The organism is Paenibacillus artemisiicola, from assembly GCF_017652985.1.
Classification (GTDB): Bacteria; Bacillota; Bacilli; order Paenibacillales; family Paenibacillaceae; genus Paenibacillus_Z; species Paenibacillus_Z artemisiicola.
Map to the genome: position 1 here is coordinate 41,050 of NZ_JAGGDJ010000029.1, position 25,879 is coordinate 66,928.

20 protein-coding genes, 20 tRNA genes and 1 rRNA gene are annotated in these 25,879 nt (G+C 61.5%); all 41 read right to left on the reverse strand.

Annotated features, from left to right (window positions below; all coding sequences use genetic code 11):
- Positions 1–10: 10 nt before the first annotated feature.
- Complete coding sequence (iolD, locus tag I8J29_RS23650) at positions 11–1,876, reverse strand: 3D-(3,5/4)-trihydroxycyclohexane-1,2-dione acylhydrolase (decyclizing) (RefSeq protein WP_208849921.1); 1,866 nt, start codon at positions 1,874–1,876, stop codon at positions 11–13.
- Positions 1,873–5,106 carry an alpha-mannosidase gene (locus I8J29_RS23655; protein ID WP_208849922.1) on the reverse strand — a complete coding sequence of 1,078 codons (3,234 nt, stop codon included), beginning with the start codon at positions 5,104–5,106 and terminating at the stop codon, positions 1,873–1,875. Before I8J29_RS23655 ends, iolD begins: the two co-directional genes overlap by 4 nt.
- 44 nt (positions 5,107–5,150) lie before the next feature.
- Positions 5,151–5,903: a sugar phosphate isomerase/epimerase family protein gene (locus tag I8J29_RS23660; protein ID WP_240546433.1), complete on the reverse strand. Its 753-nt coding sequence runs from the start codon at positions 5,901–5,903 to the stop codon at positions 5,151–5,153.
- Positions 5,900–6,841, reverse strand: a complete 942-nt coding sequence (locus tag I8J29_RS23665; protein WP_208849923.1) for an aldo/keto reductase — start codon at positions 6,839–6,841, stop codon at positions 5,900–5,902. The genes I8J29_RS23660 and I8J29_RS23665 overlap by 4 nt, the downstream gene beginning before the upstream one ends.
- 208 nt (positions 6,842–7,049) lie before the next feature.
- Entirely contained in the window at positions 7,050–8,009 is a 960-nt protein-coding gene (locus tag I8J29_RS23670) for a carbohydrate kinase family protein (protein WP_208849924.1), read from the reverse strand.
- A 43-nt stretch (positions 8,010–8,052) separates the two neighbouring features.
- Entirely contained in the window at positions 8,053–9,063 is a 1,011-nt protein-coding gene (locus I8J29_RS23675) for a LacI family DNA-binding transcriptional regulator (RefSeq protein ID WP_208849925.1), read from the reverse strand.
- Between the two features lie 48 nt (positions 9,064–9,111).
- Positions 9,112–9,939, reverse strand: coding sequence for a carbohydrate ABC transporter permease (locus I8J29_RS23680; protein ID WP_090648206.1), 828 nt, complete (start codon positions 9,937–9,939; stop codon positions 9,112–9,114).
- 18 nt (positions 9,940–9,957) lie between these two features.
- Positions 9,958–10,842, reverse strand: coding sequence for a carbohydrate ABC transporter permease (locus I8J29_RS23685; RefSeq protein WP_090648208.1), 885 nt, complete (start codon positions 10,840–10,842; stop codon positions 9,958–9,960).
- A gap of 106 nt (positions 10,843–10,948) precedes the next feature.
- Positions 10,949–12,247 carry an ABC transporter substrate-binding protein gene (locus I8J29_RS23690; RefSeq protein ID WP_208849926.1) on the reverse strand — a complete coding sequence of 433 codons (1,299 nt, stop codon included), beginning with the start codon at positions 12,245–12,247 and terminating at the stop codon, positions 10,949–10,951.
- A 502-nt stretch (positions 12,248–12,749) separates the two neighbouring features.
- Positions 12,750–13,319 (reverse strand): GNAT family N-acetyltransferase, encoded by a 570-nt coding sequence (locus I8J29_RS23695; protein ID WP_208849927.1) that lies wholly within the window; start codon positions 13,317–13,319, stop codon positions 12,750–12,752.
- Between the two features lie 78 nt (positions 13,320–13,397).
- On the reverse strand, positions 13,398–13,982 hold the full coding sequence (locus I8J29_RS23700) for a TetR/AcrR family transcriptional regulator (protein WP_208849928.1): 585 nt from the start codon (positions 13,980–13,982) through the stop codon (positions 13,398–13,400).
- Between the two features lie 4 nt (positions 13,983–13,986).
- Positions 13,987–14,853: an alpha/beta fold hydrolase gene (locus I8J29_RS23705; protein ID WP_208849929.1), complete on the reverse strand. Its 867-nt coding sequence runs from the start codon at positions 14,851–14,853 to the stop codon at positions 13,987–13,989.
- A gap of 771 nt (positions 14,854–15,624) precedes the next feature.
- On the reverse strand, positions 15,625–16,098 hold the full coding sequence (locus I8J29_RS23710; protein WP_208849930.1) for a hypothetical protein: 474 nt from the start codon (positions 16,096–16,098) through the stop codon (positions 15,625–15,627).
- A gap of 14 nt (positions 16,099–16,112) precedes the next feature.
- Positions 16,113–17,084 carry an ABC transporter ATP-binding protein gene (locus tag I8J29_RS23715; protein ID WP_208849931.1) on the reverse strand — a complete coding sequence of 324 codons (972 nt, stop codon included), beginning with the start codon at positions 17,082–17,084 and terminating at the stop codon, positions 16,113–16,115.
- Positions 17,077–18,063, reverse strand: a complete 987-nt coding sequence (locus I8J29_RS23720) for an ABC transporter ATP-binding protein (RefSeq protein ID WP_208849932.1) — start codon at positions 18,061–18,063, stop codon at positions 17,077–17,079. Before I8J29_RS23720 ends, I8J29_RS23715 begins: the two co-directional genes overlap by 8 nt.
- Positions 18,064–18,075: 12 nt before the next feature.
- Positions 18,076–19,008 carry an oligopeptide ABC transporter permease gene (opp4C, locus tag I8J29_RS23725; protein WP_090648233.1) on the reverse strand — a complete coding sequence of 311 codons (933 nt, stop codon included), beginning with the start codon at positions 19,006–19,008 and terminating at the stop codon, positions 18,076–18,078.
- A gap of 12 nt (positions 19,009–19,020) precedes the next feature.
- Positions 19,021–19,974: an ABC transporter permease gene (locus tag I8J29_RS23730; protein WP_090648235.1), complete on the reverse strand. Its 954-nt coding sequence runs from the start codon at positions 19,972–19,974 to the stop codon at positions 19,021–19,023.
- A 73-nt stretch (positions 19,975–20,047) separates the two neighbouring features.
- Entirely contained in the window at positions 20,048–21,811 is a 1,764-nt protein-coding gene (locus I8J29_RS23735; RefSeq protein WP_208849933.1) for an ABC transporter substrate-binding protein, read from the reverse strand.
- Between the two features lie 357 nt (positions 21,812–22,168).
- Entirely contained in the window at positions 22,169–23,077 is a 909-nt protein-coding gene (locus tag I8J29_RS23740) for an ArsR/SmtB family transcription factor (protein WP_208849934.1), read from the reverse strand.
- Between the two features lie 168 nt (positions 23,078–23,245).
- On the reverse strand, positions 23,246–23,527 hold the full coding sequence (locus I8J29_RS23745) for a LexA family protein (protein WP_177222435.1): 282 nt from the start codon (positions 23,525–23,527) through the stop codon (positions 23,246–23,248).
- 200 nt (positions 23,528–23,727) lie between these two features.
- A tRNA-Gly gene (locus I8J29_RS23750) sits at positions 23,728–23,798 on the reverse strand.
- 15 nt (positions 23,799–23,813) lie between these two features.
- A tRNA-Pro gene (locus I8J29_RS23755) sits at positions 23,814–23,890 on the reverse strand.
- A 4-nt stretch (positions 23,891–23,894) separates the two neighbouring features.
- Positions 23,895–23,971, reverse strand: a tRNA-Arg gene (locus I8J29_RS23760).
- Positions 23,972–23,983: 12 nt separating this feature from the next.
- A tRNA-Cys gene (locus tag I8J29_RS23765) sits at positions 23,984–24,057 on the reverse strand.
- A gap of 10 nt (positions 24,058–24,067) precedes the next feature.
- A tRNA-Gly gene (locus I8J29_RS23770) sits at positions 24,068–24,142 on the reverse strand.
- Between the two features lie 3 nt (positions 24,143–24,145).
- Positions 24,146–24,232: transfer RNA gene (locus I8J29_RS23775), tRNA-Leu, on the reverse strand.
- Positions 24,233–24,245: 13 nt separating this feature from the next.
- Positions 24,246–24,331, reverse strand: a tRNA-Leu gene (locus tag I8J29_RS23780).
- Positions 24,332–24,345: 14 nt separating this feature from the next.
- Positions 24,346–24,418, reverse strand: a tRNA-Lys gene (locus tag I8J29_RS23785).
- A 7-nt stretch (positions 24,419–24,425) separates the two neighbouring features.
- Positions 24,426–24,500 (reverse strand) — tRNA-Gln (locus tag I8J29_RS23790).
- A 6-nt stretch (positions 24,501–24,506) separates the two neighbouring features.
- Positions 24,507–24,591 (reverse strand) — tRNA-Tyr (locus I8J29_RS23795).
- A gap of 8 nt (positions 24,592–24,599) precedes the next feature.
- Positions 24,600–24,675, reverse strand: a tRNA-Thr gene (locus tag I8J29_RS23800).
- 19 nt (positions 24,676–24,694) lie between these two features.
- Positions 24,695–24,770: transfer RNA gene (locus I8J29_RS23805), tRNA-Phe, on the reverse strand.
- A gap of 68 nt (positions 24,771–24,838) precedes the next feature.
- Positions 24,839–24,915 (reverse strand) — tRNA-Asp (locus I8J29_RS23810).
- A 38-nt stretch (positions 24,916–24,953) separates the two neighbouring features.
- Positions 24,954–25,030, reverse strand: a tRNA-Met gene (locus I8J29_RS23815).
- 27 nt (positions 25,031–25,057) lie between these two features.
- Positions 25,058–25,133, reverse strand: a tRNA-Val gene (locus I8J29_RS23820).
- Positions 25,134–25,139: 6 nt separating this feature from the next.
- Positions 25,140–25,214, reverse strand: a tRNA-Glu gene (locus I8J29_RS23825).
- A gap of 61 nt (positions 25,215–25,275) precedes the next feature.
- A tRNA-Ser gene (locus I8J29_RS23830) sits at positions 25,276–25,366 on the reverse strand.
- Between the two features lie 5 nt (positions 25,367–25,371).
- Positions 25,372–25,447, reverse strand: a tRNA-Asn gene (locus tag I8J29_RS23835).
- A 13-nt stretch (positions 25,448–25,460) separates the two neighbouring features.
- Positions 25,461–25,536, reverse strand: a tRNA-Ala gene (locus tag I8J29_RS23840).
- 23 nt (positions 25,537–25,559) lie between these two features.
- Positions 25,560–25,636 (reverse strand) — tRNA-Ile (locus I8J29_RS23845).
- Between the two features lie 114 nt (positions 25,637–25,750).
- A 23S ribosomal RNA gene (locus I8J29_RS23850) occupies positions 25,751–25,879 on the reverse strand; the annotation flags it as partial.

Sequence of the window (25,879 nt, forward strand, 5' to 3'; positions counted from 1 at the left end):
GGAAACGAGCTCAGTACGGACGCGCGGCGGTCAGCGCCGTCTGCATCCGGCCGTGCGCGGCGACGACCTTGTCGCTCGCGGACACTTCCGGCACGCCGACGTGCCACCACGATTCGTACCCGTCCGTGTTCGTGCCCGGCAGCACCTTGATCTCGACCAGCACCGGGCCTTCCTCTTCCTTGGCGCGGCGCAGCGCATCGGCCAGCTCTTCCGCGGTATGCGCCGTATACGCGGCCGCGCCCAGGCTGCGGGCATGCATCGCGAAATCGATCGGCATATACGCGCCGTTCAGGCGGCCCGTCGTTTTGGAGCGGAAGCGGAATTCGTTGCCGAAGCCGTCGCTGCCGTGCCCGCGCTGCAGATTATGAATGCATTGGAAGCCGTGGTTGTCGAGCAGCAGCACCGTCAGCTTGACGCCTTCCTGGATCGCCGTCACGAGCTCCGAATGGAGCATGAGGTAGCTGCCGTCGCCGACGAAGGCGTAGACGTCCCGCTCCGGCTCGGCCAGCGCCGCGCCGAACGCGCCGCTCACCTCGTAGCCCATGCACGAGAAGCCGTATTCCATGTGGTACGTCTTCGGCTCGGTCGTCCGCCAGACGCGGTGCAGGTCGCCGGGCAGGCTGCCGGCCGCGCAGACGACGACGTCCGACGGGCCGACGAAGCCGTTGATGACGCCGAGCGCGCGCGTCTGCGTCAAGCCGTCCTCGCGCTCGAGCGCGTAGAGGCGGTCGACCTCGCGGTCCCACTCCGCCTTCAGCGCGGCGATCTCGCCCTCGGCGTAGCCGCTGTCGTAGCCGCGCGCCGCCAGCTCGGCCCGCAGCGCGGCGAGGCCCGTCCGCGCGTCGGCGGTCACGACGGCGCCTTCGAGCTTACCGGCGTCGAACGCGCTGACGTTGAGATTGACGAACGCGACGTCCGGCCGGCGGAACGCCGACTTGGACGCGGTCGTGAAGTCCGAGAAGCGCGTGCCGACGCCGATGACGACGTCCGCTTCGGCCGCGATCCGGTTCGCCGCCAGCGTGCCGGTCGTGCCGACGCCGCCGAGGGCGAGCGGATGGTTCCACGGCATCGCGCTCTTGCCGGCTTGCGTCTCCGCGACCGGGATGCCGAACGCTTCCGCGAACCGCCGCAGGTCATCCGCGGCTTCGGCGTAGAGCACGCCGCCGCCCGCGACGATCAAGGGCCGGCGCTTGCCGGCGATCGCCTCGGCCGCGCGGCGCACCGCGTCCGGCGCGGCCGGGCGGCGGTCGGCGTAGTGGACCCGCCGGGCGAAGAACGCGGCCGGGTAATCGTACGCCTCGGCCTGCACGTCCTGCGGCAGCGCCAAGGTCACGGCGCCGGTCTCCGCCGGATCGGTCAGGACGCGCATCGCCTGCAGCAGCGACGCCATCAGCTGCTCCGGCCGGACGATCCGGTCCCAATACTTGCTGACCGGCTTGAACGCGTCGGTCGCGGCGACCGTATAGTCGCCCTGCACTTCGAGCTGCTGCAGCACGGGGTCCGGCTGGCGGCCGGCGAAATTGTCGCCCGGCAGCAGCAGCACGGGAATGCGGTTGACCGTCGCCGTCGCGGCCGCCGTCGCCATGTTGAGCGCGCCGGGGCCGATCGAAGACGTGCAGGCGTAAATCTGCCGCCGGTTCTTCTGCTTGGCGTACGCCGCGGCGGCGTGCACCATGCCCTGCTCGTTCTTGCCTTGGATGAATTCGAGCTCGCCGGTCATCCGTTCGAGCGCCTCGCCGAGGCCCGTCACGTTGCCGTGCCCGAAGATGCCCATCACGCCGCGGACGAATTTGATTTCCTCCCCGTCCACGGACAGGTATTGATTGTCCAGAAACTTCACCAGCGCCTGGGCCATGGTCAAGCGGATCGTGCTCATGCGCGTTCGCCTCCGTTCGTCGAATTTCCCGCGCCCGCCGTGCCCGGCAGGCCCGGCTCCAGCTCGATCAGGAACGTCTTGATCTCGTACGGCTTCAGCTCGAAGCCGGTCGCGGCGCGCTCCCGCGCGCCGCCGGCGGTCTCTTCGCCGCCGAGCGGCCGCTCCATCAGGTCGCATTCCGCCATCGAGCGGATGCGCAGATCGCTGCGCAGCTCCGTCTGCGTGCGGATGCCCGCGTACTCGTGGACGCGCAGCACGATCCGCTCGCCGTCCTCCGCCTTCTTGACCGCGTCGACCATCACGTTCGGCGCGGACAGCGCGAACAGCGACCGCGTGCCCTGCGCCGGCGCGCCCGGAGCCGCGGTCAGCGGATTGTTCAGCGACCACGCTTCCCGTACGGTGCCGCCCGCGTACCAATCGCCTTCATGCGGCAGCAGCGCGTACGTGAAGACATGCTCGCCGAGGTCCGCGTTCGGATCCGGATGGATCGCGGACTTCAGCAGCGACAAGCGCATGACGTTGTCCTTGATGTCGTAGCCGTACTTGCAGTCGTTCAGCAGGCTGACGCCGTAGCCGCGTTCGGACAGGTCGGCCCACTGATGCCCGACCGTCTCGAACCGCGCGTAGTCCCAGCTCGTGTTCCAATGCGTCGGCCGCTTGACGTTGCCGAACTGAATGTCGTACGTCGCCTCCGTCGCGCGCACCGCGACCGGGAAGGCGACCTTCAGCAGCTGCTGGCGCTCCCGCCAGTCGATCTCCGTGCGGAAGTCGATCCGCCGGCTGTCCGCGTAGACGGTCAGCTTCTGCGTCACCGCCGAGTCCGCGTACCGCCACGCGAACGCGACGGTCGCCGCGAGCGGGCCGGCTTCGACGAGCTCGACCGAGACCAAGTCCGCGATCTCGCGCATTTTCGCTTGGTAGTAGATGTCGACGTCCCACGCGTCGAAATGCATCGGCTTGTCCTCGAACACCTGCAGCACGTTGCCGCGCGCGCCCTCCGCGAGCACGTCCCGGCGGAAGTCCAGATCGTAAATCCGCGTCAGCTGGCCGGCTTCGTTCCAAGCCAGCTCGTAGTGCGGCGTCCTCAGCGCGCGGCCGTCCAGGACGAACGGCGCGTCCGCCGGCGCGAACGCGTCCGCCCAAGCTTCGCCGGCCGCGTGATGCAGCGCCGTCACGCCGAGCGGCGGCACCGCCGGCGATTCCACGAGCCAGCGCCCGTCCGCGAGCTGCGCCCGCAGCGGCCGTCCGTCGGCGTCGCTCCACGCGCTCCCCGCCGGCGCGGCCGCCGCGTCCAGCGCGATCGCGTCGCGCCGCTCCCACGGCGAGCCGTTCATCACGGTCAGCGCGCCCGCTTCCGCCTGGCCGCCCTCGCCGCCCGCGACGGCCGACGCCGCGTTCCGCCACGCTTCGTCCGCGATGGCCTGCGCCTCCGCGTATTCCTCGCGGCTGTCCGCGTACACCTCGGCGATCGACGAGCCGGGAATGATATCATGGAACTGATTGCGCAGAATAATCGTCCAGCCTTCGTTCAGCTCGCGCTGCGCGTACCCGCTCCAATCGCGGCGCTGCGCGGCGGCGAACGCGCTCAGCCATTCCGTCTCGCGGTACAGCAGCTCCAGCTTGCGGTTCATCCGTTTGTTGTACGCTTGGCTCGTGTACGTGCCGCGGTGGTACTCCAGGTACAGCTCGCCGTCCCACGTGTGCACGTAGCGGTCGGTGGACGCGAACGACGCCTGCAGCCGCTTGAAATAGTCGTCGGCGCGCCCCGTCTTGACGTTCGGCAGGCCGGGCATCGCGTCCAGCCGGCGCCGCAGCTCCAGCATCTCGCGGTTCACCCCGCCGCCGCCGTCCCCGTAGCCGTAGGACAACAGGAGCTCCTGATTGACTTCCTTGTCGCGGTACCCGTCCCAGATGCCTTTGACGGTCTCCGGCGTGACGAAGCCGTTGTACGTGTAGAAGAACGCGTTCGCCTCTTCCCAGTCGTCCGGCGTCGTGATGAAATGCGTCAGCACCTCGGAGCCGTCGATGCCCCGCCACTTGAACGTGTCGTGCGGCATCCGGTTGAACTGGTTCCAGCTGATCTTCGTCGTCATGAACGTGTCGAAGCCGGATTTCTTCAGAATCTGCGGAAGCGCCCAGCTGTAGCCGAACACGTCCGGCAGCCACAGGTACGTGCTCTCCGCGCCGAATTCTTCGCGCATGAACCGCGTGCCGAACAGGAACTGCCGGACGAGCGACTCGCCCGACGTCAGGTTGCAGTCGGCCTCGAGCCACATGCCGCCGCCGATTTCCCAGCGGCCTTCGCGGATCCGCTCGCGGATCTGCTCGTAGATGTCCGGGTAATCCTGCTTGAGATAAGCGTACAGCTGCGGCTGCGTTTGCAGGAACACGTAGTCCGGGAACCGCTCCATGAGGCGCAGCACCGTCGAGAACGAGCGGGCGCTCTTCTCGCGCGTATGCTTCAGCCGCCACAGCCAGGCGACGTCGATATGCGTGTGGCCGATGCAAGTGACCGTCACCGGGGAACGCTTCTCGAGCGCGCCCAGCTCCCCGTTCAGCAGCTCGCGGGCTTCGTGCACGGAGGCGTAATACGCGTCCGAGCCCGGCCGGGACCAGTCGATGCGCAGCAGCGCGCGGTCGAGCGCCTTCACGAGCGCCGCCCGGTCGGGATGCGAATCGTCCAGCTCCTTGATCGTGCCGAGCACGGCTTGTCCCGTGTAATAGAGATCGTCGACGGCCTCGTCGAGCCAGCACAGCTCCGCGCGCTTCACGGTATGCTTCATGTCGCGCGGCCGGCCGCCGCCTTCGAGCCCCGTCCACAGCCGGATGTCCGCGCGGCCCGTTCGGCCCGCGGCGTCCGCCGGCAGGAACACTTCCTGATGGTTCGAGTCGACGCCTTGATACGGCGCGCCGTTCCAATAGAGCAGCGATTCGAAGCCGTCGTTGTTGCCGCCGCCGGTCTCGCCGAAGTCGAACCGGCCGAGCACGGTCCGGCCGGCCCATTCCGCCGGCACCTCGATCTCGCGCGAGAGCCAGACGTAGCGGTCGCGTCCCTGCCACGTGTCGCCGATTCGCAGCTCGAACGCCGCGCCGGACGCGGGCGGACGGGCGCCGTTCGCGCCCGCCTCGTCTTCGATCGCGGCAAACCTATCCAAAGGCCGGGCATCGCGGTAGCGGGTCTCGCTCATCTCGCGCAGCCGGGCCGCCAGTTTCGATTCCGTAAATAGCATGGGTTCCTCTCCTTCGCGCGCCCGCGTCTGCCGCGGCCGCCGTCTTAGAGCGTCTCTTCCAGCTTGCGCAAATACTCGAGGCTCTGCGCCAGGCTGTCCAGCGGGCTGCCCGGGCAGTAGTCCTGCTCGACCGCGAACCATTCGACGCCGCTTGCCAGTCCCCAGCGGAGAATCGGCGCGAAGTCGATGACGCCGGAGCCGATCTCGGCGAAATACTGCCGGTCGTCGTTCGTCATGTCCTTCAGATGCAGAATCGGCATCCGATGAGCATACTTGCTAATATACGACAGCGGGTCCAGGCCCGCTTTCTTGACCCAATACGTGTCGATCTCCGCGTGCACCGCCGGATCCTCCAGCAGATAGTCGAGCGCGAACTTGCCGTCCATCATCGTGTGGAATTCGAAATCGTGGTTATGGTAGCCGACCCGGAATTCCGTGCCCTTCACCCGCTCCGCCACGGCCAGCAGGTCGCGCTTGACGCTGGCGTAGCCTTCGGCGTTCTGCAAGCCGTCGGGCAGCGAGTGGCAGATGAAGTCTTTCGTTCCGAACAAGCGGGCTTCTTCCAGCACCTTGTCCAGGTCGTCCCGCATGCGCGGCAGGCCGACGTGCATGCCGGCGGTCTTCAGGCCGAGCTCCTTCGCGATCGCCGCGATGTCGCGGGCAGGATTGCCGTGCAGGCCGTCGATCTGGACGGCCGCCCAGCCCATCTTCGCCAGCTCCCGCAGCAAGCCTTCAAAGTCCTTCTTCGCTTCGTTCCGTACCGTATATAATTGCGCCGCCAGTTTGTTCCGAATCATTCCGCGATCGCCTCCCTTTTCAAATCCAGCCATTCCACTTCCGCCGGCGTCAGCTTCAATCGCATCGCCTCGATCGACGAATACAGCTCCTCCGGCTTGCGCGGCCCGATGATCGCGCACGTCGCGAACGGTTGATGCAGCACGTACGACAGCGCGAGCTGGATCGACGTGACGCCCTTCTCCGCGGCGAGCCGCACGGCGCGGTTATACCGTTCCCAGTTGCCTTCGTTATAATAAACGCGCACCATTTCCTCGTTGGAGGTGTCCTCCGGCGTGAAGTGCCCGGAGAAGAAACCGCCGGCCTGCGCCGACCACGACAGGAGCGGCATGCCGTTCGCCGCATGCCACGCGATCGTCGCTTCGTCCGCCGAGACGACGCCCGGCCAGCGCGGCGCCTGCGGCTTCGCCAGGCTCAGGTTCGTGCTGCTGAACGCGAAGCCGGTCAAGCCGTGCGCGGCCGCGTAGTCGTTGGCCTCCTGGATCCGCTCGTGCGTCCAATTCGACGCGCCGAACGCGCCGATCCGTCCCGCTTCCGCGTGCGCGTGCAGCTCCTCGATGATCGGGCCGACCTCGACCGCCGGATCGTCGCGGTGCAGCGCGTACAGCTCGACATGATCCGTGCCGAGCCGCTCCAGGCTCTCGGTCAAGTCCTGGCGGATCGCCGCCGGATTGACCCGCGGGCCCGGGCTGCCGTCGTCGTGATGCGCGCCCTTCGTCAGGATGGCGACTTTGTCGCGCAGGTTCTCCTCGGCGAGCCATTGGCCGAGCAGCTTCTCGCGTCCCCGGTATTGGTGGGCCGTATCGAACGTGGCGCCGCCGGCCTCCGCGTACGCGCGCAGCATCGCCCGTTCGTTGTCGTCGAGCGACCGCAGGTCGCCGGTGCCGAGGATAAGCCGGGAGACCGGTTTGTCCACGCCTTGAATCCGCATCGTAAGCATTGTGCATCCTCCTTAGAGCGTATAAGTGCAGGGAATGTGCAGCCTGGCTGCTACATGGACTTCGGGACTTCAAATCTTGTTTTCCCGTTACAACAGTCTGGTATCGATTTCAGATCAAGCGCCCGCGGCGCCTCGCGCCAAGCCGTACCCGTTCGAAACCGTCCTCACGTTCACGCCTGGCGCGCTTTGCGCCTATTCGTCCGCCGCCTTACTGCGAGATGGCCTTGGGCAGCGTCCGCCCGCCTTCGTGCCGCTCCAGGAACTGCAGCAAGCCGTCCATATTCGCCGTTCCCGTGCTTCCGCCGTACGCGCCGACGGACATCGCGCCGCAGGCGTTGCCGTACTTCAGCGACGTCTCGACGTCCAGCCCGCGAAGGAAGCCGTACAGATAGCCGGCGTTGAACGAATCGCCCGCGCCCGTCGTGTCGACCGCCTCGACCTTGAACGCCGGATGGCGCGTCAGCACGCCGTCCTTCATGGAGACGGCCCCTTCGGCGCCCAGCTTGACGACGATATGCTTGCCGTAATCCGCCATATGCCGCAGGCCGTCCTCGATCCGCGCGCGGCGGGTGTAATGCAGCGCCTCGGTCTCGTTCATCAGGAAGACGTCGATATGCCGCATGAGCTCGAAGATCCCTTCGTACCACTCCCCGGAGTCGTCCCAGCCGACGTCGCAGGAGAGCGTGACGCCCTTCTCCTTCAATTGCTTCACGACCGCGAGGAACGTCGCGTGGTTCTCCCGACCGCGGTAGCCCGTCAGATGGACGTGGCGGCCTTGGGCGATCCGGTCGAGCTCGAGCCGCTCCAGCGCCAGCTCCTGGTTGGAGCCCGCGTACGACAGGAACGAACGGTCCGTGTCCGGATTGAACGCAATTGAAATGCCCGTCCGATGGACCTTGCTTGTCTCGATCAAGCTGGTATCGATACCATATTGAGCGAATTGCTCCCGGATGAAGCTGCCGTTGCTGTCCGCCCCGAGGACGCCGCTGAACGCCACGCCGAGACCGAGCTTGGCAAGGGACAGCGCGAACAAAGCCGCCCCTCCGCCGACGTGCATCAGCATGTTGTCCACGAATACTTCCTGCCCGGGCTGCGGCACCTGGCTCTGGCCCACCACCACCAAATCTATGTTGACATCGCCGACGACGACCGCATCGAATTTCTTCACGTCTCTCTCCCTCTCCCGCTACGATGTAAAAAGTGCTATCCGTCTATTCGTTCCGCCTGCAGCTGTCGCGCACGACGAGCTCGTGCCGCAGGATGACGTCCCCTTTCCGCGCCTTCTCCGGCGCCGCGATCATGTCGATCAGCACGTTGACCGTGACCGTGCCCATCTCCCGGATGGGCTGCTCCATCGACGTCAGGCGCGGCCGCACCAGCTCCGTCAGCTGGCTGCCGTCGAAGCCGACGATCGAGACGTCGGCCGGCACCGCCAGCCCCCGGTCGCGCACGGCGTTCATCGCGCCGACGGCCATGTCGTCGCTGACCGCGAACACGGCCGTCGGGCGGACCTCGACGTCCAGCAGCTCCTGGATGAGCTCGTACCCGCTCTGCGTCTTGTAGTCGCCGAAGCGCACATAGTCGTCGACGAGCGGGATGCCGCAGTCCGCGAGCGCCCGGCAGTAGCCGATGTAGCGGTTCTGCCCCGACGTCACGTCCCGCATGTCGCCGCCGATGAAGCCGATCCGCTCATGCCCGAGCCCGATCAGGTACCGGGTCGCGTCGTACGCCGCCGCGAAGTCGTCGATGATGACCGAGGCGAACGGCTGGTCCGTCGGCTTGACACTCGAGAAGATGATCGGGATGCCCAGCTTGCCGATCATCTCGCGAATCTCGTCGTTCAGCTTTTCGTGCATGATGATGATGCCGTCGACGCGCATTTCTTTGAAGACGTTTAAGTATTTCAGCTCTTTGTCCGTATCCTCGATGATGTTGCACACCAGAAGGTTGTACTCGTTCAGGCTGGCCGTTTGCTCGATGTTGCTCAGGATGGTGGAGTAGAAGCTCGACGTCACGTCCGGCACGATCACGCCGATCAGGTTCGTCTTCTTCCGCACGAGGCTTCTGGCGATATGGCTGGGCGTGTAGCCCAATTCGTCGATGGCCCGTTTGACCCGTTCTTTGAGGTCGTCTTTCACGTATTTCTCGCCGTTCAGCACCCGCGATACGGTCGTCACGGACACGCCCGCCTTCTTCGCCACATCCTTGATTTTCGGCGCCATGCGCTACCAAGCCTCCAATTCGTTCGTCATCCCATGCGCCGCGGCGCCTCAGCTCTTGACCGCGCCCTCCATGATGCCGGCGATGAATTGACGGCTGACGACAAGGAAGACGACGATGAGCGGCAGGGTCGCCATGAGCGTACCTGTCATGACCATGGAATAATCTGCGGTATGAACTGATTTTAACTGCTGGAGCGCAATCATTAAAGTGAATTTGGACGTATCCGTCAAAACGATCAGCGGCCACAGGTAATCTTCCCAGACGCCCATGAACGTCGTGATCGCGAGAAACGCGAGCGCCGGCCGCAAAATCGGGAGCGCGATGCGCCAGTACTGGCCGAACTTGCTGCAGCCGTCGATGCGCGCGGATTCCAGCAGCTCGTTATGGATGGCGAGCGCGTACTGGCGGATCCAAAAGATCCCGAACGCGGAGGCGATGCCCGGCACGATCAGCGCCTTGTAGCTGCCGACCCAGCCGAACGTTTTGATGATGATGAATTGGGGCACGAGCAGCATCTGGCCCGGGATCATCATCGTGGCGATCATGACGTAGAAGAGCCACTGGGAGCCCGGGAACTTGAATTTGGCGAACGTAAACCCCGTTAACGAGTTGAAGAACAGCTGCAGCGTCGTGCTGAGGAGCGCGATCAGAACCGTGTTGAACAGGGCGCGGTAGAAATTCATGTTGTCCAGCACGTGCTGGAAGTTGGTCGCGAAGTATCCGCCGAACGTCAGCTTCGGAGGGAACGCGAAGATGGCGCTCGTCTGGTTCGTCGACATCACGACGAGCCAATAAAACGGGAAGATCGACACCAGCACGCCGATGATCAGCACGGTGTGCAGCAGGATCTTTTTGGTCAGGATTGCCTTGCCCATCTGGCTTTCACCTCGTTATCAATCGTCGTTTTTGTTGAAGACCTTCCAGTTGATGAGCGACAGGATGCCGATGATGACGAACAGCACCCACGACACGGCGGCCGCGTACCCGTAATTCTGGAACGTGAAGCCTTCGCGGAACATGTACAGCACCACGGTGTCCGTGCCCGGATACGGGGACTGCGTGCCCGCGAGCACCTGCGGCTCGGTGAAGATTTGGAAGCCGCCGATCGTCGACATCATGACGGAGAACAGAATGATCGGCTTCAGCATCGGCAGCGTGATGCGCAGGAACGTCTGAACCGTCGACGCGCCGTCGAGCTCGGCCGCCTCGTACAGATCCTTCGGGATCCGCTGCAGGCCGGACAGATAGATGATCGCGTTGTAGCCCATGTACCGCCAGCAGATCATCGCCGCGATGACGACGCGGGAAGCGAACGGCGTGTTGAACCATTCGATGCGGGACAGCCCGATCTTCTCGAGCAGGAAGTTGATCAGTCCGTACTGGTTGCCGAACAGGGACTGGAATATGATAACGACAGCGACCATGGCCGTAATATTCGGTAGGAAGTAAGCGATGCGATAGAAGCCCTTGAACCGCACGATGGACATATTGATAAGGAACGCGACGATCAGCGCGCAGATGAGCTGCGGCGCGTTGCCCATGATCCAGAGGGCGATGTTGTTCACGAGCGCGCTCCAGAACGTCGGATCCGTGAACAGGTAGGTGAAGTTGTCGAAGCCGACGTACTTCATCTCCCCGATGCCGTCCCATTTATGGCCGGCCAAATACACGGAGTAGAAAATCGGAAATACGGAAAAGATCAGGAACAGGATATAAAATGGAGAAATGAACAGATACAACGCTCTGCTCTTGTAGATTTCTTTCAAAAGGCCTCCCATGCTATTCCTCCGTTACTTGGCTGGCGCGGGGAAGAGCCTGTCGCCCTTCCCCGCTCCATCCGTTATGAATGCCAAGCTTGGCTGCCGTCCAGGAAGCCGCTGCGGCTTAGTGGGACAGCTGTTTCTTGATTTTGTCCTGCGCGTCCTGCCACGACTTCTCGGGATCGCGCTTCTTATCGACCGCGACGAGCGCGTCGGTGATGGCCGTGCTCGCCACCATGTCGCGGGAGTCGGTATGCGCGACTTTGACGTCCTTCGCCGCGTCCGCGAACACCGGGCTCAGGTCTTGGCCGCCGAAGAAATCGTTCTTGTTGACCATGTCCGGGCTGCTGTAAATCTCCGGCGTGGACGGGTAGTTGCCGAATTCCTTGTACGCCGTCACCAGGTTTTCCGGGCTGACGAGGAATTGAATGACTTCGTACGCTTCCTTCGGATACTTGGTCGAGCTCAGCGCGCCGAAGAACGAGCCGCCTTGGTTGCCGACGCTGCCCGGCGGATGCGCGATGTTCCATTTGCCCTTCGTGTCCGGAGCGGCGCTCATCAGATCGCCGACGGCCCACGAAGCGCCCGTGTACATGGCGATCTTGCCGTTGTTGATCGCGGCGTTCTGCTCGGAGCCGTTGGAGTACGGGAACGTGAGCCCTTGCTGGTACGCCTTGACCGCCAGGTCGTACGCCGCTTTGACGTGCGCCTGGTCGCCGATGTAGTTGCCTTGCTCGTCGAAGTACGACTTGTCGCTTTGACCCATGACCGTGTTGTAAACGTCGGCGATGTTGCCCGTCGTCGCGCCGGTCGCGTCCTTGATCTTCTTCAGCAGGGCCAGGTAATCGTCCCACGTCTTCACTTGGCTGCTGACCGCGTCCGGCGTGTTCGGCACGCCCGCTTTCTCCAGCAGGTCGGTGCGGTAGTAAAGCACGACCGGCGCCACGTCGATCGGCAGGCCGATCAGGTACTTGTCGTCCGGCGTTGCGGCCATGTTCCATTTCCAATCGAGGTACTTGGATTGGATGTCCTTCGCGCCTTGGTCGTACAGGTTCACGAATTTATCTTTATACGCCAGCATCGAGGATACCCAGCTGTCCATCGCCACGATGTCCGGGGCATCGCCCCCGCCGACGAGCGTCGCTTTCAATTTGGTGAAGTAATCGTCGCCGGAAGGCAGCTTCTCCGCCTGCAGGTCGATGTTCGGAAACTTCGCTTTGGCCGCTTCGATCGTGGAGTCGGATATCGCGCCGTTCCAATACCACAGCTTCAGCGGGATTTTGCTGCCGGATGAAGCGCTTTCGCCTTGATTGCCGTTATTGGATGCCGTATTCGAATTCGAACCGTTCTGGCCGCAAGCCGTCAGGACAAGCAGCACGCACGCCAGCAAGATGGCGGTCAAACCAAAGGACTTTCTTTTCATGGATTCGTTCCCCCAATTTTAAAAGAATGTAGTGCATTCACATAGGATGTCTGCATTCCGCTTCCTTCAAATCTTTCCTCAATCGGACCTTCCTATTCACCTGCCGGCGCGTTCTCCCGTCCAACCACCGCCCTCCAGTAATGATTCGGAACACGATATTCTGGTACCGATACCAGATCGTGAACAAAAAATATGGAATCGGTACCATGTTGTAGGCCGTTTTACTCTGGTATCGCTTCCATAACGTCGTGAACTTAGTATAATCGTATCCTTTTGATTTGACAATCCCTATTTTTTCGTGTCGAAACGTCCCGTATGGACGCGGAACGTCCCGATTGCGGGCGAAGCTTGAAAACGCAGCGATTTCCAGCGGCTTTCGCGCGGCGCGGGCCGCTCCGTTGACGGGCAGACGCGCGGACGGGGACCGGCCGCGACGGGCGAGCTGGGCCGGCGAGAGTTACGCCCCGCCGGTCGGCGACGGGCGAACCAGGCCGGCGAGGGGTTACGCCCCGCCGGTCGGCGCGTCGCCGCGCAGCGCCGCCCATTCGCGCGCGAGCAGCCCCATCGCGATCAGGTCGTACCGCCGGCCGCCGCGCAGGACGGCCTCGCGCAGCCGCCCCTCTACCGCGAAGCCCGCTTTCTCGTAGACGCGAATGGCCGCCTCGTTATAGGCGATTACCTCGAGGCTGATTCGTTCCAGGTTCAGCTCGAGGAACGCGTAGCGCAGCAGCATGGCGACGGCGTCCTTGCCGTAGCCCTTGCCGCGGTCCTCAGCATCGCCGATGCCGACGGCCAGCCGCGATGACCGATTGTTCCACTCGATGCCGTGCAGCGCCGCGAAACCGACAAGCCGGTCGTCCTCGAGCGTCCGGAGCATGAATTCGATCGTGTTCTTGCCGTTCTCGGCTTGCTCGAAGAACGCCGCCGGCTGCGGCACCGCGTAGTCCGTGTCCACGTTCCGCAGATAGTCGTAGCTTTCGGTAAACCGTGACAGCTCCGCCGCGTCGTCCGGCTGCGCCGCCGCGAAGCGCAGCAGCTCGCCGCGGAACAAATCGCGAAAGCGATAATCCATGCCGTTCCCTCTCCTTCCGGTCCGGCTTCCGCAGCCGGCCGCTTCGTTCATGGCGTAAATACTAAAGAGCGTAAAGGTTCATCTCTTCTCGACAAATCTTAGCAGCCACTCCGTCCGGGGCGTCGAATATCCGTTGCCCAATACCATCACGCCGGAAAGGACGGTGAGGTAGCCTGCGATCAATTCCTCCGGATCGCCGTCCGCGATTTCCCCTCTTTGCTGGCCTTCCTCGAACAAGGGCAATAAACGCTTGACGTAGATATCCATCGGGTGTTCCCGAATGAGCCGGCTGACCTCTTCGGGAACCTCTTCGAAATTCCGAGCCCGATGGAGCAGCATGAAATACGGCGCTCCGCTCGCATCAAGCATCCCTTCCGTCAGGATTCTGATTTTATCGATCGGCGACCCCGCCAACCGAATCAGATCGTCGATTTCCTTCAACGACGTTTCGACCGCTTCCCGGACCAGGGAGATGAAAAGCTCTTCCTTCGTTTTGAAATAATGGTAAAACAACCCGTGGCTCACGCCGGCTTCCGCGGTAATCATGCTGATCTTCGTACCCGGAAGCCCGCGCTGGGCAAACACTTTGACCGCGGCCGACGTAAGCTGCCGTTTCCGTTCTTCGTAAATGCGTTGAAGCTGCTCTTCCTTTAAGCGCGGCATGTCATCAGACTCCTTCGGGAATTAGGAAAAAGTTGGCGAGCAGGCTCGCGATCCGGTCAGGTCCGCCTCCGTTCTCCGGTCCGAAATGATCCAGGCCGCTCACGGTTTCCAGCTTGGACCGGTTCATCGCGCCGGTTAACGCCGTCATCGCTTCTTTCGTGGCATCCGGGCTCTTGTCCCCTTGAATTACCAACACATCCGCTTGGGTACCGCCGTAATTCAGGTATGAGGAAGAGAGCCGCTGAACCTCGCGGTGCTCCTTTAAATTTTGCGGAAGCAGGCGAGCGATTTTACGCCAATGCTCTCCGCGCACCATGAGCCTCAAGATGAGTTTTGCATACCAATAGGGCAGCCGGGTTAACGGAGTCTGACCCATCCCTCTCACGAAATGCGCGAAAGCACCGCGCCTATCGTTCCTAAGCAACGCCTGCTCGGAGAGGCGCATCCAGGCATCGTCCATCGGGCGGAGCAGCACGCCGGGTTCATACAGACCTACTTTGGCAATGGACGGATCCATGCTGGCCAGTTCCAGCGAGACAAGCCCTCCATAGCTGTGTCCGATCAAATAGTCGGCGCCCGTCGCTTTCCTGACGGCCTGAACGTCCTCGCACTCTTTATCCATAGCATACTCCGAGCCCTGCGGACCGCTCAAGCCCCTGCCTCTGCGATCCATGAGGTGAACGGTAAAGGAGCGGGAAAGCGCGGTCGCCAGGCGGGTATAGTCGTTGGAATCCCTTAACGCGCCATGAACAAGCAGGATTCCGGGGCCATCGCCAATCGATTGATACCCGATTCGCGTCCGATCCGTCGATAAAACCTCGCCTTGCCGAAATAAGCCTGGTTTACTGGACATACCCATTGAGTCTGACATCGCATTTCATCCCTCCATATTTTGATTGACTTAATCAGTCAATAAAATGATAAAATGAAAACGATTGTTTGTCAATAGCTTCCATACTCGTTACGCGTCTTCCAGGCTGTCCGCCCGTCCAATCTAGGCTTCAGCGCCTCCGTCAGCAGCAGCAGCAGCGTCAAGCCTTGGCGTACAGCGTCGGGAAGCGCGGCATTTCGCCGTAGGCGTCGATGCTCGCAAGCACGATTCGCCCTCATAATCGAGGGTGTAGCTGCCCGACGGCGGGCCGTCCGCGGCCTGCGACTCCCGGTACGGCATCGCGGCGTCCAGGCAGGCGCGGAAGCTGCTCGGTCGCACGGCTCGCGGCCGGACCGCAACCTACTGCCGGTTCGCGGTATCTCACGGGTCGGTTACGGTGACTCTCCTATCGGACCGCGGCCCCTCAACCGGCCCGCCATCTCGCGGCCGGGTTGCGGCGGCTCTCGGCCCGGCCGCGACGGCTCCGCTATCGGACCGCGGCCCCTCTACCGGCCCGCCGCCTCGCGGCCGGGTTGCGGCGGCTCTCGGCCCGGCCGCGACGGCTCCGCTATCGGACCGCGGCCCCTCTACCGGCCCGCCGCCTCGCGGCCGGGTTGCGGCGGCTCGCTATCGGACCGCGTCGGCTCGCTGCCCCTCCACCGCCCCGCCAGCCCCGCCTATGGCGCGCCATCGCCTGCGCGCAGCGCAAAAGAGACTGCGGCAGTCCGCCTCTCGGCAAACTGCTGCAGCCTCTTGTCCTTGCTTCCATGGCTATGGCATCATCGCGATCGCGATCTCGACCATTCGCTCCGCATCCGGCACTGCGTCCTCGCCGGCTTCAACGGCCCGCGCTTCGGCATCCGCGGCATCCGCCGGGAGGAACGCCCAATACGTCGGCACCATGCTCCGCAGCAGCGCCAGCTCGGAGCCCGTCAGCCGAAGCCCCTCGATCCGTTCGCCCGTGAAGCGGTAATCCGTCTCCTCGCGCTTGCGGAACTTGATCGCGAGCAGGCTCATGAGACCCCCGATCGTGAGGAAGGAGAACCGATAGCCTCCCCGTACCGCCGCTTCCACGTTCGCCCAATGCTCCCCGGCGTACGTCAGCAGCCGTTCCCACGTCGGCTCGGGATCGATCCGCGTCGCAAGCTCGTCCTTGCTGCCGTGCCAGAGCAGCGCCAGCGTCTCGTCCGCCGAGAACCCGCGCGCGAGGATCCGCTCCAGCTGCAGCGCGTACAGCTGGGGCATGATGACGCGGCCGCTCATACGAGATGGCAGGCGACCTTATGGCCGCTGCCCACCTCCCGGAATTGCGGCACTTCCTCGCGGCAGCGGGGCACCGCGAACGGACAGCGCGTGTGGAACTTACAGCCGGACGGCGGGTTCGCCGGATTCGGCAGCTCGCCGCTCAGCACGATCCGCTCGCGCTTCAGCTTCGGAATCGGCACCGGCACCGCCGACAGCAGCGCCTTCGTGTACGGATGAAGCGGATTCCGGAACAGCTCGTCGCGCGATGCCGTCTCCATCATCGATCCGAGATACATGACGCCGATATGCGAGCATAGATGCTCGACGACGCTGAGGTCATGGGAGATGAACAGGTACGTTAATCCCTGCTTCTGCTGCATGCCGCGGAACAAATTGATGATCTGCGCTTGAATCGACACGTCGAGCGCGGACACCGGCTCGTCGGCAATGATCAGGTCCGGATTCAGCACGAGCGCCCGCGCGATGCCGATCCGCTGCCGCTGGCCGCCGGAGAATTCGTGCGGAAACCGGTCGTAATGGTACGACGACAGCCCGCAGGCGGCCAGCACGTCCAGGACGCGGTCCCGAACCTCGGCCGGCGACGCCAGGCCGTGGTCGAGCAGCGCTTCGCCGATGGCGTCGCCGATCCGCACGCGCGGATTGAGCGAGCTGTACGGATCCTGGAAGATCAGCTGCATCTTCGGCCGCAGGCGGCGCAGCTCGTCCTGCGGCAGATCGAACAAGTCGATGCCGTCAAACCGCACTTCGCCGTCCGTCTTGTCGTTCAAGCGGAGAATCGTGCGGCCGACCGTGCTTTTCCCGCTGCCCGATTCCCCGACGAGGCCGAATGTTTCGCCCTTGTTGATGGTAAAGCTAATGTCGTCGACCGCCTTGACTTGCCCGACCGTCCGGCCGAGCAGACCGGCCTTGATCGGAAAATATTTCTTCAGACCGCTCACTTCAAGCAGCGCTTGCGCCTCAGCCATGCGCGATCGCCTCCTTCTCGTACAGCCAGCAAGCGACATGCTGGCCGTTGCCGACGTCCTTCAGAACGGGCTGCTTCGTCCGGCAAATCTCCATGCAGTGCGCGCACCGGTCGTGGAAATAGCAGGACGGCGTCAGCTCGAGCGGGTTCGGCACCTGGCCCGGAATGGAATACAGCTCTTCCTGGCGCTGATTGATGATCGGCTTGGACTTCAGCAGCCCTTGCGTGTACGGATGCTGCGGATTTTCGAACAGGGCCACGACCTCGCCCTCCTCCACGACTTTGCCGGCATACATGACCACGACGTAATCCGCCATTTCGGCCACGACGCCGAGGTCGTGCGTGATGAGCAGGATCGACATGCCCGATTCTTCCTTGAACCGGCGCAGCATGTCCAGGATTTGCGCCTGGATCGTCACGTCGAGCGCCGTCGTCGGTTCGTCGGCGATGAGCAGCTTCGGCTCGCACGAGATGGCGATGGCGATCATGATGCGCTGCAGCATGCCGCCGCTCAGCTCGTGCGGATACGAATCCGCGATCTGCTCCGCGCGGGAGATCCCGACCTCGCCGATCAGCTCGATCGCCCGCTTGCGCGCCGCCTTTTTGCTCATTTTCCGGTGGGTCATGAGCGGCTCCATCAGCTGCTCGCCGATCTTCAGCACCGGATTCAGCGACGTCATCGGCTCCTGGAAAATCATTGCGATTTCGTTGCCGCGAATGGCGCGCAGCTCGCTGCGGCTCAGTTTAAGCAGATCTTCGCCGTCAAAGCCGATGCGGCCGCCGGCGACCCGGCCGGCCGGGCCTTCGACAAGGCCCATGACCGACATCGCCGTGATGCTTTTGCCGCTGCCCGACTCGCCCACGATGCAGACGATTTCGCCGGGGCGGACCCGCAGGCTGACGTCGTCCACGGCGCGGACGACGCCCTCTTCGGTATGGAAATGCGTGCTGAGACGCTCGATTTCAAGTACGTTGTTCATGCTCGCGTGCACCTACCTTTTTTGCTTAGGATCCAGCACGTCCCGCAGCCCGTCGCCGAAGATGTTGATGGCGATGACGGTCGCGAAGATCGAGAATCCCGGCGGAATCCAGAGCCACGGATGGTCTTGAAAATCGATCATGTTGTTCGCCGCGTCGATCATGTTGCCCCACGTCGGCGTCGGCGCCATGACGCCGAGCCCGAAATAGCTCAGCACCGATTCGCTTAGGATGGCGCCGCCGATATTAAGCGTGGCGATGACGATGATCAAGGGCACCAGATTGGGCAGCAGATGGTTGAACAGCTTCCGGCGGTCGCGCAGTCCGAGGACCACGGTCGCCTGCATATATTCCCGTTCCCGCAAACTGAGCATTTGGCCGCGAATCATCCGCGCGAGCCCCGGCCAGCCGACGATGCTCAGCATCAGCATGACGATGTACATCCGGTAATCCGTCGGCACCTTCCATTCCGACAGCAGCGCGCCGAAGATGAATAGCAGCGGCAAGCTCGGAATCGTGAGGAGCAGGTCGGCGAGCCGCATGATGAGCTGATCGGCGACGCCGCGGTAATAGCCGGCGATGACGCCCAGCAGCGTGCCGACGAATACCGACAGCACCATCGATGCCAGGCCGACGGTCAACGAGATGCGGCCCGCCTGCAGCACGCGCGTCAGCACGTCGCGGCCGAGCGCGTCGGTGCCAAGCCAATGCTTCAGGCTCGGCGCCTTGTTCATGAACGCCATGTTGATTTTGTTATCCGTATACGGCGAGAACAGCGGGCCGATGAAGCAGGCCAGGAACATGAACGCCACGACGGCGAGCCCGAGCATGGCCAGCTTGTTCTTGCGCAGCCGCCGCAGCGACTGCCGCCACAGCGAAGCGTGCGCGGTACTGCGCGCGGGCGCGGCCTTCGCCGTTCCCGCGCCTTCTGCGTGAATCGTTGACATCCTCGTGCCCTCCTACAACCGGACCCGCGGATCGGCGACGCGGTACAAAATGTCCGAAATGAACGTGCCGATGACGGTCAGTATGGCGATAAACAGCGTAAATCCCATCAGCAGCGGGTAATCCCGCAGCGTGAAGGACTGCATATAGAGCTGGCCGATGCCCGGCCAGTTGAAAATTTTCTCGATAATCAGCGAACCGCCGAACAGCCCGGGAAGCTCGAAGCCGACCAGCGTGATGGCCGGCAGCAGCGCGTTGCGCAGCGCGTGCGTGAACAGCACCTTTCGTTCCTTGAGCCCTTTGGCGCGGGCCGTCCGGATATAGTCCTGCTTGATGACCTCGATCATGTTGCTGCGGAAGTACCGCGTCAGCGAACCGACGCCGAGCAGCGTCATGACCATCACCGGCAAGGTCATGTGGTGAATGACCTCTTTGACGTACGCCATGCCCGTCGCGTTGCTTCCCGTCGTCAGCATCCCGCCCGGCGGCAGCCATTTCCAGTCTACGGCCAAAATCTTGATCAGGAAAAGGCCGATGAAGAACGACGGGATCGACATCGCCGCGAAGAGCCCCAACATCACGATCGTGTCAAACCACGAATACTGCTTGTACGCCGCGACGACGCCGACGACGACCGCGATCAGCCACGTCAGGAACGTCGAGACGACCGCGAGCAGGAACGAGTTCCAGATGTACTGGTTGAAAAGCGTGAGCACCGGCTTCTGCTGCGCCAGCGAGTAACCGAAGTCGCCGTGGAAGGCGTTCTTCATCCAGAGCAGGTACCGCTCGATCACCGGCTTGTTCAGGCCGTAGATCTCGCGCAGCTCCGCTTTGCGTTCCGGCGTCAGCTTGATGTTGCCCGTAATGAAGTCGCCCGGCGTCAAGGCGTAAAGGCAGAAGATCAAGAAGGAAGCCGCGAACAAAATGATGACCATGTATAAGATCCGCTTCGTAATGTACGTGCTCATAGTCGACTCCTTAACCTGCGATTCCCCGCCCGGTCGCCGGGCAGGGAATCGCGTTTCGTCGTTTCGTCTTGCGTTATTGGCCCAGCGTCCAGTTCGGCAGGCTCGGAGCCAGTCCGTTGAACGGGCTGACGCTCAGGTTTTGAATGCGGCCGTTATAGGCGTACACGTTCTTCTTGTAGCTCGTGAAGATGATCGGCAGCTCGTCGTTCAGGTATTGGAACAGCTCTTTGTATACGGCTTTGCGCTCGTCGATGTTCGAGGTCGCCAAGCCTTTATCGTACAGTTCCTTGAACTTCGCGTCGTTGTAGCCCGGAATTTCGCCGTCGACGAATTGCAGCAGGCCGTCCGACGGATCCGTCAGGAGCGACGTCGAGAAGGAGGCGAGATCGTAGTCGCCGCCTTCGACCTTGGAGACAAGGGCGTTGAAGTCGGCGAAGACCTCCGGCTCGAATTTGATGCCGAGCGCTTCGTAGTCTTGCTTCGCCACGGCGATGAAGATATCCGAGGCGGGGCTCTTGGAGCCCAGGTAATGAATCGTCAGCGCTTTGCCGTCCTTCTCGCGGATGCCGCCCGCGCCGACTTTCCAGCCCGCTTGGTCGAGCAGCTCCTTCGCTTTGTCCGGATCGTACTTGTACGGGTTGATGCCGTCTTCCGTGTACGCCCAGGACACCGGAGGCGCCGGAATGTTGGCGATTTGGCCCGCGCCTTGGTTCGCGTCCACGTAGATGCTTTGGCGGTCCAGGCCGTACGTCAGCGCTTGACGCACCAGCTTATCCTGCAGCGCCGGGTGCTGAAGGTTCAGCTGGATGTAGCCGTAGTTGCTCGGCGTGTACGGCAGGATGTTCACGAAGCCGAGCGCCTTCAGCTTGTCGAGGTTTTCCTTCGTGGCGGTGAACGACGCGTAGTCGACTTCGCCCGTCTCCAGGTACTGCCATGTGTCGCCTTCGGACGTTTTATAGATAAAGTGCTCCGTTTTCGGTTTGCCGGCAAAATAGTTCTCGTTCGCGACCATCCGTACTTCCTGGCCCGGAATGAACTTCTCCAGCTTGTACGGACCGTTGCCGAGCGGGCTGCCGCTAAGCTTCTTCATGTAGCCCAGATCGCCTTGCTTGTAATCCTTGCCGTAGTAAGCCTTGGACAGAACGTCCGAGCCGAGCATCGTCAACGCGCTGGCGTTCGGCTTGTCGAGCGTGACGGAGATCGTCTGCGGATCGATGACCTTGATGCCCGAGACGCTCGTCGCCTTGCCGGCTTTATAATCTTCGCCGCCCTTCACGTGCAGCGTGTTTACTTGGGAGTCGCCGTCGTACGACTTATCGTACAGGATCGTCCACGTGAACGCGACGTCGTCGGCGGTCAACGGCGAACCGTCGCTGAACTTCAAGTCTTTGCGCAAGTGGTACGTGTACGTCAGGTTGTCCGCGGACACGTCCCATTTCTCCGCCAAGCCCGGTACCGGAAGACCTTTGTCGTCCACGGTCACGAGCGATGTGTAAAGCAGCGACGAAACGTTGCCGTCGTAACCGCTCTGCTGGAAGTACGGCGTGAACGCGCCGCTCGGGTCGGTCAAGCCGACGATGATCGTGTCCGTGCGCTTCTTCGCCGTATCCGGAAGCTTGGACATGTCGGACGCTTGAATCGTGCCCGAGGCGTCGCCTGCCGCATCCGGCGCGGCCGTGTTGGACGAATTGCCCGCTGCGGCTTGGTTGGCGCTGTTGGCGCCGCCGTTCGCGGTGCCGGCATTGCTGCCGTTGTTATTGCCGTTATTGCCGCATGCGGCCAGCAAAATGGCGCTTGCGAGAATAGCAGTGGATAGGGTAAGGATTCTTTTCTTCATGACGACCTCCTGAAAATAAGAGCTATTTATGAGTGCCGATTAATTCCGATTAAATCACTCAGCATTGTTGTTGGTTTTTATTATAGGTACGTTTTGCGGTTCTGTAAATAGAGAACTGAAAAATAATTCTTTCCATAAAGAAAACATGCAATGTTCGCCAAATCCGAGACGCGTTCCCTTAGCAGGAAAGCACAAAAAAACCACTTCCACACCGTTCAGGCACGATGCGAAAATGGTTTCATCTCGTAGTTCAGGTTGGCGGCACTCTCGCGCCGCGGCACTTCGCGCGGGAGCCTTGCAAGGTGCCAAAGACTTGCGTATGTTCTTTTCGATGATTCCGGGAAGCCCGTCTGCTCTTTACCCTTGCTCGATGTAGTCCATGATTTTGCGATGGATCTGGCCGATCGCGCTGGTCCGCAGGCTGTACGCGGTCAGTGTCTCGCCCTCGAAATGAGCTGTCAGCATGCCGGCATGGCGAAGCTTCGTCACATGATCGTGCGTGATGCCCTTCGACAGTTCCAGATGGCGCACGATCTCGATGAACGACCGCGGCCCCTGATTCAGAAACCGCAAGATTTTAAGCCGGCTCTTCTCGGCCACGCTCCGGATCATGCGATATTCGTGCGGCGAGAGGAAGTCCTCGTCGTCCACGTAGACTCTGGCGGCATAATGGCAGATCGTCACATGGCCGAAATGGCTAATGACGTTAAACGGCTGAAAGTGATACTGCGGCATGAGCACGACCTGCTCCAGCCCCTCCAGCGGTTCGAAAAACAGCCCGTTCGCCGTTTCGTCGATGAACGCCGCCGGGTCCGCCGAAGGAAACGCTTGCTTGCGATGGCGTGCCTCGTCCCGAAGCCGCTCGATAATCGTCCCGTCGAGGTGTCGAAAATAATGCTCGTCCCACAGCTCGAACAACTTCGCGGTCCGGTCCCGGAACGCCGCCATGTTGGCGGGGAACTGGTTGGCATAGGGCGACATCAATTCATACAGGTCCCCGGCCGTCATGCCTCCGAGCCATACCGCGAATTCCGCGGCGGTCTCGCTCGGACTCAGGTACACGAGCAGATACGTCAGCTTCCAAGCCGCGTCGATGTCCGTAGCGTCCAGCAGCTCCGCCAGCTCCGGGGACAGACGGCCGCCGACCTCCTTCGGCCATGAAGACGACAGATCGAGTTTTTTATGCGATTTCCGGCAAATATAAGCATGCAAGCTGCCAATCGCTTCGTATAGCGGTTTGAATCGGATGTCCAGACTGTATGGCATGGCCGCACGCCCCTCTCTGCCCTATATTATAGCGCGCGATATGCGATCTGTCCCACTTCGAATTTATCCGTGCCCCCGCCATTCCCGGCTATTCGCCCGTATAGCCCCCGATATGGGAAGACCAAGGCAGCCTCTACAGGCTTGTAACGGTCTTTATCTTCAACGCCGTTAAGGAGCGCGGTATATGTATTCGGCGCGTTCTTCGGCCAGACGTTCGAGGTATGCGGACTTTACGAACTCGGACCGCAGCACGCGAAGCGACCGGGTCTCGCCCGGCTCCCAGTGCAGGATCCCTTCCTGCCGCAGCCGCAGCAAATGCGGTTCGAGGGTGGCGAAGCTCCGCAAGCCGACGAAATTGCGCACCTCGTCCACTGTCGGCGGGAACCCGTGCTTGGCGCTGAAATTCAGGATCGAATAGGCGATTTCCAAACATTTTCTGGATAAGCTCATTATCGACGCTCCTTCGAATAGGAACATATGTTCTTATTTTAGACCGAAGCATCATGAAATTCAAGCGCTATTTCAGCCGATGAAGCTGCCAATTTTTGATGCTCGCTCCGCCAAAACCGCGTTTACCCCATCCGGAACTGCCGTGTATACAAAAAACCTCTTATCAAGGAGATAAAAGGCTTCTTCGCGTCATATAGGAAAGCGGGTGATGGGAATCGAACCCACGCCATCAGCTTGGGAAGCTGAAGTTCTACCATTGAACTACACCCGCAATGGAAAAAAAAGATGGTCGGGATGACACGATTCGAACATGCGACCCCCTGGTCCCAAACCAGGTGCTCTACCAAGCTGAGCTACATCCCGTAAATGGCGTGCCCTAAGAGATTCGAACTCCTGACCTTTTGATTCGTAGTCAAACGCTCTATCCAGCTGAGCTAAGGGCACAAAAACATGGTGTGGAGGCGCCACCCAGATTCGAACTGGGGGTCAAGCTTTTGCAGAGCTATGCCTTACCACTTGGCTATGGCGCCAAAAAATAAATGGAGCGGAAGACGGGAATCGAACCCGCGACCCTCGCCTTGGCAAGGCGATGCTCTACCGCTGAGCCACTTCCGCGGATGGTGCGGTCAAGAGGACTTGAACCTCCACGGCTGTTACACCACTAGAACCTGAATCTAGCGCGTCTGCCAATTCCGCCATGACCGCATGTGAAGATAAATGGTGCGGTTGAAGGGACTCGAACCCTTACGCCCGGTGGGCACTACCCCCTCAAGATAGCGTGTCTGCCAATTCCACCACAACCGCGTATTCAAGAAAAGTGAGCCATGTAGGACTCGAACCTACGACACCCTGATTAAAAGTCAGGTGCTCTACCAACTGAGCTAATGGCTCATGCAAATGGCTGGGGATCTAGGATTCGAACCTAGGCATGACGGAGTCAAAGTCCGTTGCCTTACCGCTTGGCTAATCCCCAATGAAATGGTGGAGGATGATGGATTCGAACCACCGAACCTGGAAGGAAGAGATTTACAGTCTCCCGCGTTTGGCCACTTCGCTAATCCTCCAAAAAAAATGGTGCCGGCGAGAGGACTTGAACCCCCAACCTACTGATTACAAGTCAGTTGCTCTACCAGTTGAGCTACACCGGCTGATGATGCTTGTCTTTCATGGTGGCTCGGGACGGAATCGAACCGCCGACACGAGGATTTTCAGTCCTCTGCTCTACCAACTGAGCTACCGAGCCAAGCTATACCCGATCTGAGCTGCCCTTCGGCCGAATGCCCGAAGACAACACGCGATACAGAGTGAAAATGGCGGAGCCGACGGGATTCGAACCCGCGGTCTCCTGCGTGACAGGCAGGCATGTTAGGCCTCTACACCACGGCTCCGCGTTGGAAACAATGCCCGGCATCATGCCGAACGTAATTGGTTGCGGGGGCAGGATTTGAACCTGCGGCCTTCGGGTTATGAGCCCGACGAGCTACCGAGCTGCTCCACCCCGCGTCATTAAAAAGCGTTGCTATTCGTTTATGGTGGAGGCTGAGGGGATCGAACCCCCGACCCTCTGCTTGTAAGGCAGATGCTCTCCCAGCTGAGCTAAGCCTCCGTATAATGGTGACCCGTAGGGGACTCGAACCCCTGTTACCTCCGTGAAAGGGAGGTGTCTTAACCACTTGACCAACGGGCCTTATGAATAGTAATGCCCGATATGTAATCGGAAAGACGGCGACTCGCCCCGAGGGAAAGCATGGCGGAGAGCGAGGGATTCGAACCCTCGATACGCGGTTAACGTATACACGATTTCCAATCGTGCTCCTTCGACCACTCGGACAGCTCTCCATGGATGGCTCCCCGAACAGGACTCGAACCTGTGACAACTCGATTAACAGTCGAGTGCTCTACCAACTGAGCTATCAGGGAATAGATCGCATCATGGTGGAGCCAAGCGGGATCGAACCGCTGACCTCCTGCTTGCAAGGCAGGCGCTCTCCCAGCTGAGCTATGGCCCCGTATGTTACCCGGAAAGGGAGGTTGGTTGGCCTTAGTGGACTCGAACCACCGACCTCACCCTTATCAGGGGTGCGCTCTAACCAGCTGAGCTAAAGGCCAATAAAAAACCCACTCAGAAGTGGGTGTATCTTCAGTTGAAGAAAGAAACACCTTGAAAACTGGATACGATGATATGCAATTCAACATCAGCTGGTCGTCTCTGGAACGAGACATTAGGATAAGCCCTCGACCGATTAGTATTCGTCAGCTCCACGCATTGCTGCGCTTCCACCTCGAACCTATCTACCTCGTCGTCTTCAAGGGGTCTTACATACTGGGAAATCTCATCTTGAGGGGGGCTTC